Origin of the sequence: uncultured Clostridium sp. (assembly GCF_963527835.1) — a bacterium.
GTDB lineage: Bacteria > Bacillota > Clostridia > Clostridiales > Clostridiaceae > Clostridium.
This window is the reverse complement of sequence record NZ_CAURTC010000002.1, coordinates 18595-30922: the sequence shown is the minus strand read 5'-3', so window position 1 is coordinate 30922 and position 12328 is coordinate 18595. Positions and strand designations below refer to the sequence as shown.

At 26.7% G+C, this 12328-nt stretch carries 13 protein-coding genes; 11 read left to right on the top strand and 2 right to left on the bottom strand.

The features are described from left to right. Window positions 1–176: 176 nt before the first annotated feature. Window positions 177–356, bottom strand: coding sequence for a hypothetical protein (locus RYM86_RS01430; RefSeq protein WP_315076829.1), 180 nt, complete (start codon window positions 354–356; stop codon window positions 177–179). A 322-nt stretch (window positions 357–678) separates the two neighbouring features. Between RYM86_RS01430 and RYM86_RS01425 the strand changes: the two genes are divergently transcribed. The 9 genes from RYM86_RS01425 to RYM86_RS01385 all read left to right on the top strand — a co-directional run bounded on the left by RYM86_RS01425 (window position 679) and on the right by RYM86_RS01385 (window position 9068). Then, window positions 679–1536: a MurR/RpiR family transcriptional regulator gene (locus tag RYM86_RS01425; RefSeq protein WP_315076827.1), complete on the top strand. Its 858-nt coding sequence runs from the start codon at window positions 679–681 to the stop codon at window positions 1534–1536. Between the two features lie 341 nt (window positions 1537–1877). Next, window positions 1878–3401: a gluconokinase gene (gene gntK, locus RYM86_RS01420; RefSeq protein ID WP_315076825.1), complete on the top strand. Its 1524-nt coding sequence runs from the start codon at window positions 1878–1880 to the stop codon at window positions 3399–3401. A gap of 23 nt (window positions 3402–3424) precedes the next feature. Further along, window positions 3425–4741 (top strand): gluconate transporter, encoded by a 1317-nt coding sequence (gene gntT / locus RYM86_RS01415; RefSeq protein WP_315076823.1) that lies wholly within the window; start codon window positions 3425–3427, stop codon window positions 4739–4741. 51 nt (window positions 4742–4792) lie between these two features. Beyond that, window positions 4793–5692 (top strand): phosphogluconate dehydrogenase (NAD(+)-dependent, decarboxylating), encoded by a 900-nt coding sequence (gene gnd, locus RYM86_RS01410; protein WP_315076821.1) that lies wholly within the window; start codon window positions 4793–4795, stop codon window positions 5690–5692. 159 nt (window positions 5693–5851) lie between these two features. Next, on the top strand, window positions 5852–6088 hold the full coding sequence (locus RYM86_RS01405) for a hypothetical protein (protein WP_315076819.1): 237 nt from the start codon (window positions 5852–5854) through the stop codon (window positions 6086–6088). An 86-nt stretch (window positions 6089–6174) separates the two neighbouring features. Then, window positions 6175–6780 carry an NUDIX hydrolase gene (locus RYM86_RS01400; protein WP_315076816.1) on the top strand — a complete coding sequence of 202 codons (606 nt, stop codon included), beginning with the start codon at window positions 6175–6177 and terminating at the stop codon, window positions 6778–6780. A 318-nt stretch (window positions 6781–7098) separates the two neighbouring features. After that, window positions 7099–8256, top strand: a complete 1158-nt coding sequence (locus RYM86_RS01395; protein ID WP_315076815.1) for an ATP-binding protein — start codon at window positions 7099–7101, stop codon at window positions 8254–8256. Further along, window positions 8243–8848: a retron system putative HNH endonuclease gene (locus tag RYM86_RS01390; RefSeq protein ID WP_315076814.1), complete on the top strand. Its 606-nt coding sequence runs from the start codon at window positions 8243–8245 to the stop codon at window positions 8846–8848. Before RYM86_RS01395 ends, RYM86_RS01390 begins: the two co-directional genes overlap by 14 nt. 16 nt (window positions 8849–8864) lie before the next feature. Next, a complete protein-coding gene (locus RYM86_RS01385; protein WP_315076811.1) occupies window positions 8865–9068 on the top strand; it encodes a hypothetical protein in 204 nt (67 codons plus the stop codon). A gap of 52 nt (window positions 9069–9120) precedes the next feature. Here the strand turns inward: RYM86_RS01385 and RYM86_RS01380 are convergent, their stop codons facing one another. Then, complete coding sequence (locus RYM86_RS01380) at window positions 9121–10413, bottom strand: NCS2 family permease (protein WP_315077442.1); 1293 nt, start codon at window positions 10411–10413, stop codon at window positions 9121–9123. Window positions 10414–11109: 696 nt separating this feature from the next. Between RYM86_RS01380 and RYM86_RS01375 the strand changes: the two genes are divergently transcribed. Together RYM86_RS01375 and RYM86_RS01370 are read left to right on the top strand one after the other, a co-directional pair. Then, on the top strand, window positions 11110–11943 hold the full coding sequence (locus RYM86_RS01375) for a hypothetical protein (protein WP_315076809.1): 834 nt from the start codon (window positions 11110–11112) through the stop codon (window positions 11941–11943). A gap of 24 nt (window positions 11944–11967) precedes the next feature. Next, complete coding sequence (locus tag RYM86_RS01370) at window positions 11968–12255, top strand: hypothetical protein (protein WP_315076808.1); 288 nt, start codon at window positions 11968–11970, stop codon at window positions 12253–12255. The last annotated feature ends 73 nt before the right edge of the window (window positions 12256–12328 follow it).

The following is a 12328-nucleotide window of genomic DNA, read 5'->3' as shown; positions in this document are numbered from 1 at the left end:
ATATATCAACACGCATTTAAAACAGAGCCAAACATTAAATAAAACTTAAAACTAAAAAAAATATATTTAAGTAAGAGTTAAAGGAATAGAGTATAAAGTTAAGAAGAAAATTTATAGGTAGAATTTTAAATTCAAAACTTTCAACTCTCATATCTGCACTTTAAACTAAATGTGCGTTATAGATCATCAACATCTTGCTCTTCACCATATCTAACAGTTCCTTCAGCACTAAAACTATCTTTCGAGTTATATTTAATAAATGAACCATCATTTGGTTCTTTGGAGTTTTGAGAGCATTTACTGCAAGATTCAGCTTGAGTATGTAATAAATCAACAAGTCTTTTTATATTATCCATATTAAAAATTACTCCTTTCTATAATAGTTTTAGTATTACCAAGTATTTAAATTATAGTATTATAAGATATATAATTTAAACATATAAAAATATGTAAATAATAAATTTTGCCATTAGTAAATTTCATATGCTATAATTGAAATATGTAAACAGAGTTCTTAGCCTTAGATGAGGCTGTGGTTAATCTTAAATTAAAAAAATCGTTATGTAAAAGCATATAGTTAATACTCCTACTTGTAGAAGTAGGAGTATTAACAGAGTCTATTTTCTGAATAAAAATTATCATATAATTTGACCATACACATTTGATTGGAGAGATATTATGTCTTATGAGAAAAACAGGGGATGTTTAGAAAGAATAACTAATATTTATAGTGAATTAAAAGGCGCAGAAAAAAAAGTTGCACAGTATGTATTAGAAAATCCTAAAAATATAATTCATTTTTCAATAACAGAATTAGCTGAAGTAAGCAAAGCTAGTGAAGCAACTGTATTTAGATTATGTAGTAAGCTTGGTTATAAGGGATATCAAGATTTAAAAATTAATCTAGCTGGCTCTGTAATAGAACCAATAGACAATATTTATGAAGAAATAAAAGAAAATGATGATACATATATCATTATGAGAAAAATAATGAGTTCTAATATAAATAGTATTGAAAGTACATTGAAAATAAACAAAACTGAAGATTTAGATAAAGCAATTGCTATAATATTGAATGCTAAAAAGATAATGTTTTTTGGAATGGGCGGATCGTGGACTATTGCAAATGATGCTTATCATAAATTTATTAGAACAGGAATAGATTGTGTTGCTTCATGTGATTCACATTGGCAAGTTATGTTTTCTTCTATGGCAAATAGTGGTGATGTTATTATAGCTTTTTCAAATTCAGGAAGTAATAAAGAACTGGTTGAAAATATTAATTTAGCAAAAAAAGGAGGTATTAAAATTATAGCCATTACTGGAAATGAAAAGTCACCTCTTGCTAAAGTTTCAGATTTACACTTAATAGCATATGGAAATGAATCTATGTTTAGAAGCGAAGCAATGGAATCTAGACTTACTTCCTTAATGATAGTTGACTGGCTTTATGTAGGAGTAGCAATTAAAAGAAAAGATAAGACATTAGGCAATTTAGAACGTATAAGAAATGGTATAGCTAGCAAACGATTTTAGTTAACTTTGTTATTACATTACAAAATTAATAGTTATTTTAAATGAATAATAAATAATAAATAAATGGCTATCTCAAATTAATAAATATATTTTTTGAGATAGCTTTTGTTTTTATATTTTGATGAAAAAAAGTTTCAAAAAAATAAAATTTAATATATCAATATATTAAAATAAAAAAAAGTTTCAAAAAATTCATATTTTTTATTGTATTACTAAATAATAGGTGCTATAATTTCATTAAAGAAAATTTTCTTTATAAATAACAAAATAACAATAAAAAAATAAATATATGAAAAAAATTTTCTTAAAATGTATTATAATTTGAGAAGAGGGGAAGAGGTATGAAGTACTTAATTGGAGTTGATATTGGGACAACTAGTACTAAATCAATAGCATTTGATATGGAGGGGAATGTTTTAACAAAATGTAATATAGAATATCCTTTATATAATCCACATCCATCTTGGAGTGAGCAAAATCCGGAAGAAATTTTCAGAGCAGTGTTAAATGGGATTAAACATGTAGTTCAAGAAAACGATATCAAAAATAATAAGTTATTAGGAATATCATTTAGTAGTGCGATGCATAGCGTAATAGCAATAGATAAGGCAGGAAATCCTTTAACCAACTGTATAATATGGGCGGATACAAGAAGTAATAAGTATTCTGACGAATTAAAAAATAGTGACATAGGACAAGAAATTTACATGAGAACAGGTACACCAATACATCCAATGTCACCATTATGTAAATTATGTTGGTTAAGAGATAATGCTAAAGATGTATTCAATAATACAGAAAAATTTATATCAATTAAAGAGTACGTATTCTATAAATTATTCAACCAATATATAGTGGATTATTCTATAGCTTCAGCAACAGGTATATTTGATATTTATGATCTTAAGTGGAATAAAAAAGCGTTAGAATATATAGGAATTTCAGAAGAAAAACTTTCAAAACCTGTACCGACAACTTATGTAATTAATGGATTAAGTGATATTTATGCAGAATATATGAAAATATCAACAGAAACTAATTTTATAGTTGGAGGAAGTGATGGCTGTCTTGCCAATCTAGGTGCTAATGCAATAAAAGATGGTGATGCTGCTGTAACTATAGGTACCAGTGGAGCAATAAGAGTAATATCTAAGAATCCTAAAAATGATATATCTAGAAGAATATTTAGTTATATTTTAACAGAAGAACATTATGTATTAGGCGGTGCAGTGAATAATGGAGGAATAATTTATAGATGGTTTAGGGATAACTTTTCATCAGTAGAAACTGAGGCTGCAAGATCATTAAATATAGATCCATATGATATTTTAAATTTAGAAGCTTCAAAAGTTAAACCAGGAGCAGAAGGACTTATATTTTTACCATATTTACTAGGAGAAAGAGCACCACATTGGGATGCAAATTCTAAGGGAGTATTTTTTGGTGTTAACATTAAGCATAAAAGAGAACATTTTTTAAGATCAGTTCTTGAAGGTGTAATGTATGGAATATATGATGTTGGAAAAGCTCTAGAAGAAACAACAGGACCAATAAATACAATATATGCAACTGGTGGATTTGTAAGATCAGAGTTATGGGTACAAATATTAGCTGATATATTTAATAAAAAAGTTGTTATTGCAGAAAGCTATGAGAGTTCTTGCTTAGGTGCAGCTATAATTGCTATGAAAGCTTTAAATATGATTAATGATATTGAGAAAATCGAAAGTTTGATTCCAATATCAAAAGTGTTCCAACCTAATATAGAAAATCATAAAGTTTACATAGAGAATTTCAAAATTTACAAAAAATTATATGAGAAGTTAAAAGATGAATTTTTAGAAATAAATAATTTACAAGATTAAAGTTTTGAAATGGAGGGATTTATATGCCATTATTAATAGTTGCTATAGGAGTTGCATTATTACTATTATTGATGATTGGATTTAAATTAAATGGTTTTATATCACTAATTTTAGTTTCACTTACAGTTGGTATAATGGAAGGAATGCCGATAGTTAATGTAGTAAGCTCTATAAAATCAGGTGTTGGAGGAACTTTGGGAAGTTTAGCTCTTATAATTGGATTTGGAGCTATGCTAGGTAAACTTATGGCTGATAGTGGAGGAGCACAAAGAATAGCTATAACATTAATAAAGAAATTTGGGAAAGAAAAAATACAATGGGCAGTAGTTATTACAGGGTTTGTTGTAGGATTCGCATTATTTTATGAGATAGGTTTTGTTTTACTTATACCACTTGTATTTACAATAGCAGCTGAAGCTGAGATACCGCTTTTATATATAGGTGTACCTATGGCTGCAGCGCTATCAGTAACTCATGGATTTTTACCACCGCATCCAGGACCAACAGCTATAGCAGGAGTTTATAATGCTGATATAGGTAAAACTTTATTGTATGGTGCAATACTTGGAATTCCAACAGTAATACTTTCTGGACCAGTATTTACAAAGTTTTTAAAAGGAATGGAGCATCCTATCCCTAAAGGGTTATATAATCCAAAGATATTTACAGAAGAAGAAATGCCGAGTTTTGGAATAAGTGTATTTACAGCATTAATCCCAGTTATTTTAATGGCTGTACAGGCTATAAGTAAAATGACTCTTTCTGGTGATTCACAAATAGTTAAAATAACAGGCTTTTTTGGAGATCCAGTAATTGCATTATTAATTTCAGTTATTGTGGCTATATTCACTTTTGGATTAAACAGAGGCAAAAAAATGCCAGAGGTTATGAAAACCGTAAGTGAATCAATTAATACAGTGGCAATGATAATATTAATCATTGGTGGTGGTGGTGCTTTAAAACAAGTACTTGTTGACAGTGGAGTAGACAAATATATTGCAAGTATAATGCAAGGTAGTAGTATATCACCACTTTTACTAGCTTGGTTAATTGCCGCAATATTAAGAGTTGCATTAGGATCAGCTACAGTGGCAGCTATGACAGCAGCTGGAATAGTAGCACCACTTATAAGTGCAACTGGAGTTAGTCCAGAGTTAATGGTAATTGCAACAGGAGCAGGTAGTTTAATATTTTCTCATGTTAATGACCCTGGATTTTGGATATTTAAAGAATACTTCAATTTATCTATTACTGAAACATTAAAATCTTGGTCTGTAATGGAGACTATAATTTCAGTATGTGGACTTGTAGGAGTTTTAATTTTAAATGTTATTATTTAAAATGTTATTATTAAAAAATATAGTAAATTAAATATAAGAGGAGCGATAGTTATGAACGTAGGAATAATTGGACTTGGAAAGATGGGATTTAATATAGCATTAAATTTGCTAAATCATAATCATTCAGTAGTGGCATATGACTTAAGTGATGAAAGTGTTAATAATATTTCAAAAGAGGGAGCAAAAGGTGTTAATAGTATTGAAGATTTAGTTAAACAGCTTCCAGAAAGAAAAATAATATGGTTAATGATTCCATCAGGAAAAGCAGTTGATAGTACAATAGAAGAAATAATAAAATATATAAATCCTAATGATATAATAATTGATGGAGGTAATTCAAACTATAAGGATACCCTAAGAAGATATAAATTTTTTAAAGAAAAAGGAATTGACTTTATTGATTGTGGAACTAGTGGAGGAACTAGTGGTGCTCTTAATGGTGCATGTACAATGATTGGAGCAGAAGAAGATGCGTTTAAATATTGCGAGGAGTTATTTAAAGACTTATCTATTCAAGATGGATATTTACATGTTGGAAAACCTGGAAGTGGACATTTTACTAAAATGGTTCACAATGGAATAGAATATGGAATGATGCAATCAATAGCAGAAGGATTTGAAATTCTTTCTAAAAGTGAATTTGATGTAGATTATGAAGAGGTAGCTAAATTATGGAATAATGGCTCAGTAATAAGAGGATGGCTTATGGAATTAGCACAATCAGCTTTTAGTAAAGATAAAGACTTAAGTAGTATAAAGGGAATAATGAATTCTTCAGGAGAGGGAAAGTGGACAGTAGAAACTGCATTAGATTTACAAGTACCTGCACCTGTGATAGCATTATCATTAATGATGAGATATCGTTCGCTTGAAGAAGATACATTTACAGGTAAGGTTGTAGCAGCTTTAAGAAATGAATTTGGTGGACATGAAGTAAAAAAGAATAAATAAAAATATATTAGGAGGTTTCACATAATGATTTTTTAAATCATTATGTGGAATCTCTTTTTTAATTAAAAAATTATTATTGTTATATTTATTAGATTAGTAATATTTATAAAATATCATCATAAAATTATATAGGTATAAATTTAATTAGGAGAGAATGATATGGATTTTAAATATTATGATAAAAAGTTTTTAGAAAATAAAAAAATAATATTAGAAAAAATAGAACAAGGAAAGCAAGCAGGAATAAACAAGGTGTCAGCAGTGTTTGCTACAAATGAAAATGATGAAATGAAAAATAAAATGGTAAAAGAAATAGCCACATGGCTAATGGAAGATGGATATAAAATATCTCTTAAAGAAGATGAATTAAAGATATTAGTAATAGAATGGGACTAGTATTATATTTATATAAATATAGTAGTATAATTATATTATTAAAAGTTTAAACTTTTATGAAAAAAGAATTATATGAGGTAAATAAAATGAAGAAAAGCAAAATAGTAGATTTAGAAAAGATGTCATCATCAAAATTTTTAAATATGTATAAAATACAATACCAAAACAAATTAGGGAATATAAAGGACTGGATTGTTGCATCTAGAAAAAGCGAAGAAACATTAAAAGATCGTTATTTAAATGGTACAGAAGATAAGATAGATGGGGTAGTTATAGCAGCTTTTCATAAAGAAGAAAAAAAGCTAGTTATAATAAAGCAATATAGAGTTCCAATAAATGATTATGTTTATGAACTTGTAGCAGGTCTTGTAGATAACAATGAAGGAATAAAGAGCACTGTTGAAAGAGAATTAAAAGAAGAAACAGGATTAAGACTTTTAGAGATAACAGAAAAGGGAAGTAATAAGCTTTATATATCACCAGGTATGACAGATGAAGCATTAGCATTTGTTTATTGCATTTGTGATGGCGAATTTTCAAAAGAATATTTAGAAGAAGATGAAGATATAGAAACAATGCTTGTATCTCAAGAGGAAGCAAAAGAAATTATAAAAAGTAAGAATAATATAGATGTGAAGTGCTTTTTAATTCTACAAAGTTTTGCAGAATTAGGGGAGAAGATGTTTCTATAAGAATATTAAGGTAATAGAAGGTTACATAGTGTTTATTATATAATTAATAGCTTGAGTTGACAAAACTAATTGAGATGGTTAGAAAAGTTATGTTTATGATATAATTACCAATATATGGTGTAAGTGAAGTTATGATAATTAAAGTAAAACAATAAGAAGTTAATCCAATGATTAGCTTCCTTAATCCAACTAGATGTAAAAACTAGTACTTTTATAATGATTAAAAAAATCAAGTAGATATAAATACAAGAACAAAAAATTTTGCGTGATTGAATGCTACTTGAGGAGAGAATCTTAGAAGAAGGGCGATGAAGTAATATGAATGTAGAAAAAGTTAAATATAATGGTCACGAAATACTTAATGATTTAGAGATAGATTTTAAAGATAATAATGGTAATATACTTAACACTATTGTTATTATTGGTGAAAATGGTTCGGGAAAGACTACTTTATTAAAGAGTATTTATGATTCATTTGATATAGATGAACGTGGATACAAAGAGATTGAAGACAATAAGGTAGAATTGACACCAGCATTATATAAAGTAACTGTGAAGTTAGAGGATAACGAAATTGGAATGTTACACCCAAATGTTGTTTTTGAAATAAGTGAAAGTCCTAATGCACCTAAAGTTGTGTATATGCCAACGGAAATTAACTTTGAAAAGATTAATAAGGTGGACAATACTTTAAATTTCACACCACATTTTCAAAATATAATTGATCAAAATATGACACAAAATATACCATCACTTATAGCAACTAAAATAAATAAAGAGATATTTAGAAATAGAAATAAGACCATAGGTGAAGTAATAGATAAGGTTTGTGAAGATATAAATAGTATTTTTTCAGTTATGGATTTAGATGTTAAATTAGTTGGTTTATCTGAAACAAGTGAGACAAAACCTATATTTAGAAACAGCTTAGGTAAAAAATTTGATATTACAGGTTTATCATCAGGCGAAAAGCAATTATTTTTAAGAGCATTATCACTAAAGTTCTTGGAGGTAAACAATTCAGTAATATTAATTGATGAGCCAGAAATATCCCTTCATCCACAGTGGCAAAAAAAGATAATTGATGTATATGAGAGTATAGGAAATAATAATCAATTAATTATTGCAACACATTCACCACATATTATAGGAGATATAGAATCAAAACAATTAAGAGTGATAAAGAGAGATAAGAGCGGAATTAAGATTGTTGATAATAATGAATTGACTGAAACTTATGGCAAAAGCATAGGTGATATTCTAAGTACAACTATGAAATTAGATAGTTTAAGAAATGAAGATATTACTAATAAGTTAAATAAAATATATGAATTGTTAAATAAAAACTTATATGATACAACAGAATTTAAGGAAACATTTGATTATTTAAGAAAATATTTAGGGGATTTAGATAAGGATATTATGAGAATAAGATTGGATATATCAGTTAGGAACAAAAAGAATGCTAAAGGTTAATAAAGAACAAGAGCCAGACTTTTTATTGGAGTACAAGAAAAGATATTCTCCTAAATCATGGACTGATTATAATAAAGATGGTATAAAAGCTAAAATTAAAGAAAATATTTTAATTATAGAACAAGAAGAATATTGTCATTATTGTGAAAAGAGAATATATACAAATGATGATGGCCACATAGAACATATTAAACCTAGAGATCTATACCCTAAAGAGTTTCAATCATATGACAATATTTTAGTTTCATGCAATGAAAAAAATAGTTGTGGAATGCATAAAAAGAATAATTATAATGATAAATTCATAAATCCAGTCATTGATAATCCTAAGGATTACTTTGATTATAATATTGCTAATGGTGAAATAATTCCTAAGAATAATAATGAAGAGAGCAATGAATATGTAAGAGCGAGCTATACAATTGATACGTTAAATTTAAATAGCTACCAATTAAAAGAAGCTAGAAAATCTTTAATCGATATATTAGATGTCTATAGAGAAAATTATGACGAATATAATGAATATCTACAATTTTTCTTAGATGATGGTCATAATTTTCCAAGTTTAATTAAACTATATATGGAATTGTAAAATGGGGGGAAGAGAATTGTTACCTAAGGAGAGAAATCTAGAAAAAGCAATAGAAAATCATATTGTTTCATCAGGATATGAGCAAGGTCATTCACAGGAATTTGATTTACAGTATTGTCTATTTAGTGATGATTTATTTAGATTTTTAGTGGATACACAAAAAGATTTGATTAATGAGTTTAAATTTAATGAAAGAGTTTTAAGAAGTTTCTATGAATAAAGAAGTGTTGCTCCAGATTGGTTTTAATCAGGAGCAACACTTCTTTGATATATTAATGAATAAAACCTTGGATTAAGAAGTAAATAAAGAAGATAGCAGATGTTATGCACATAGTTACTGATAAATCTTTCTTTTTATTACTAAATAATTTACATATAGGATATAAAATAAATCCAAAGGCTATTCCATCTACAATACTATAAGTTAATGGAATTAATATTATTACTATAAATGCTGGTATTAACTCTGTTAAATCATCAAAGTCTAATTGTTTTAAGTTTTGGAACATTAAACTTCCTATGATAATAAGAATTGGAGCTAATGCTGCATTTGGAATTATTGATATAAATGGTATGAAGAATAATGAAAGTAAAAATAATAATCCAGTTATTATTGATGTTAATCCAGTTCTTCCACCAGCTGCAATACCCGCTGCTCCTTCAACTGTAGAAACAGGAGGACAAGTTCCTAAAAATCCATATGCAATAACAGAAAATCCTATTGATGTTAAAGTTTTTCCAGATTTTTCTGGAGCCTTTAACATTCCATTTACTTGACCATGCAATAATCCTATATTTTCAAATATTAAAACTAATGTTAATGAAAATGTAGAAATCCAAAAGTTTGGAGTTAATATAGCACTAAAGTCAGGATTAAAGAATATATCTTTATATGCTCCGAAATTAGGAAGAGAAAATGTGAGATTGCTTAAATCTACAATTCCCATAAATATAGAAATAATTGTACCTACGATAATTGAAATTAAGAATGCACCAGGTACATTTCTAATAAATAATATTAATGTAATAATCATAATAATCATGAATGCGATAACTTCAGGACTAGTTATATCTCCAATCTTTAACAAATTAGAAGGATCAGATACTATAAGACCTGATTTTGCTAATCCAATAAGTGTAATAAAAAGTCCAATGCCAACTGTAATAGCTTCTTTTAAATTATTTGGAATAGCTTCTGTAATTGTCTTAGCAAGTGGAGTAAGTGCAACTATTGTTAATAAAATTCCTGATACTATTACTGCTGCTAGAGCTTGATAAAATGTAAGACCTAAAGTCTTTACAACAGTATAAGTAAATAGTGCATTGATTCCCATACCGGGCATAATGATTAGAGGAGCGTTACTAACAAAACCGACTATAAGACATCCTATTAATGAAGATAGAACCGTTGCAATAATTAATGGTTCTAAAGGTATGCCAGAATCACTTAATATGCTAGAGTTTACGATAATTATATAAACAGCAGCAAAAAATGATGTAAGTGCGGCTATAGTTTCCCTCCTTACTGTAGAATTGTGTTCATTTAATTTAAAAAATTTATTCATCCTTTCGACCAACTTTCAAAATCTCCCTCGCCCACCCACACAAAAGTGCAAGTTTATTATATCATCCATAATAAAAAATTCAATATACATTTAAATTGAAAAACTTATATTAGTAGGTTTCAGGAGGAATTTTTATATGTAATTTTTCATTGAAATTAATAAATTACTATTTTAATGTTGCGAAAAATAAGAATTGGTGAAAAAAATAGTAAAATAATTAGAAAAATGTATAAATTTCAGGAAAACATAGAAGTTTTAATATTTTACCTTATATTACATTAAATTAATATTAATAAAGCGATACTCGATATAATTGATACTATAAATAAGAACGTAGTCTTATAATTACTTTATAAGAGTTAGCACATATAGAAAAAATTATATTTTGAGTATATTATGTGCATTAATATGAAAAATATTTAAAGTATTTTATTAGAAAATGTAATTACTTTATTGCATTTGTTTGAAAATATCACTGTAAAGATAGATAAAAAGAGTTCGATAATCAATTGGTATAAAATACTTTTTTTATAATAAATAAACAGATTGAAAACTAAATTTAAAAAATTATCTTTTTGTATTAGTTTAATGAATTATGGATTTTATATTTGGTTATGAAACAGAGGGAGGGTTATAAATAGGCGTAAAACTATAAAGATGTATTTTAAGTAAAAAAATAATTAGGGGGATGATGACGTGAATGAATATATCTACAGAAAGCATTTAAGAAATCCAGGTAAATATTTATTATTAATGATGGGATTTGTTTTATCAATATTAATAGAAACTGGCGTAATATCATGTCTTAAATCAATAAATGAAGATATGTTATTTTTTGCTGGAATTTTTGCAATTATAACATTAGCTATATTGACTATAATAGGATTAGAATTTTTATTACTTTATTTTGTAATGTTTAGGAAATTTAAAAAAGTTAGTGTAGAGCTTACTGATTCAGGAATAATATATAAAAGTATTAAAGGAACAACTTTTATTAAATATGAAGAAATACAAGCTATACAATTTCCATCTATAAGGTATTTTGGAGGATGGACAAAGATTAAAAGTAAAAAAAAGAATATTAGATTAACTGTTGTGTTAGAAAATATAGAGCATTTTATGCAAGATTTAAAATGTATATTAGATGAAAAAAATTTAAGTCATGTGTATGATGATAAAAAATTATATAACTTCAGAAAGACAGCTACATATAGTGATCAAAGTTGGGAAAGGGTGTATGAAAAAGTAAAAGGTTTATCAGTTACATATTTTATATGTATGCTAATTTCAATAGTGTACTTAGGATTTATTAATCTTTATGCAACACAAATAATTTTCCAATTATTAATTACATTATATCCTTTTTTTGCATTTATATTTAGTGAAATAATTTTAGGATTCAAACTTTCTAAAGACATAAAAACAAGTGGAAAAATAATTACAAAAAGAAATAAAGAATTTGAAAATAGAGTATACAAATATACATCTATAGTTCTAGGAGTTTTAACTTTATTAATACTTATAATTTAAATGATATAAATAGCAACTAATAAATTGATAATTAAACAAACTAAATATGAACTTACTTTGTTAGAAGAATTATCAAATATAAAAAGTGAAGACATAAAGAAAACTATTTTAGAAAAGGGATTTTTATCAGAATTTGATAAGTCTATTATTAAAAATTTAATTACTTGGAATGAAGATATAAAAATTAAAACTGAAGATAGTAAAATAGAAGATAAAGTAAAACAAAAATTATTTAGCAATAAAAATTGGGATACTTTATTAGAGGATATAATACAATTTTATAATAAATATGGAATTGAAGAGATTAATTAATAATTATAACTGAGTTTATTGATTAGTTAGAGGTAGAAATCTAAAAAACTGCAAGATAAGTAATAAAATACAA

Excerpts from the sequence above, each read along its gene's own strand:
- gnd (WP_315076821.1), top strand. The coding sequence starts at position 4,793 with ATGAACGTAGGAATAATTGGACTTGGAAAGATGGGATTTAATATAGCA.
- RYM86_RS01405 (WP_315076819.1), top strand. The coding sequence starts at position 5,852 with ATGGATTTTAAATATTATGATAAAAAGTTTTTAGAAAATAAAAAAATA.
- RYM86_RS01395 (WP_315076815.1), top strand. The coding sequence starts at position 7,099 with ATGAATGTAGAAAAAGTTAAATATAATGGTCACGAAATACTTAATGAT.
- RYM86_RS01400 (WP_315076816.1), top strand. The coding sequence starts at position 6,175 with ATGAAGAAAAGCAAAATAGTAGATTTAGAAAAGATGTCATCATCAAAA.
- RYM86_RS01430 (WP_315076829.1), bottom strand. The coding sequence starts at position 356 with ATGGATAATATAAAAAGACTTGTTGATTTATTACATACTCAAGCTGAA.
- gntK (WP_315076825.1), top strand. The coding sequence starts at position 1,878 with ATGAAGTACTTAATTGGAGTTGATATTGGGACAACTAGTACTAAATCA.
- RYM86_RS01380 (WP_315077442.1), bottom strand. The coding sequence starts at position 10,413 with ATGAATAAATTTTTTAAATTAAATGAACACAATTCTACAGTAAGGAGG.
- RYM86_RS01390 (WP_315076814.1), top strand. The coding sequence starts at position 8,243 with ATGCTAAAGGTTAATAAAGAACAAGAGCCAGACTTTTTATTGGAGTAC.
- RYM86_RS01425 (WP_315076827.1), top strand. The coding sequence starts at position 679 with ATGTCTTATGAGAAAAACAGGGGATGTTTAGAAAGAATAACTAATATT.
- gntT (WP_315076823.1), top strand. The coding sequence starts at position 3,425 with ATGCCATTATTAATAGTTGCTATAGGAGTTGCATTATTACTATTATTG.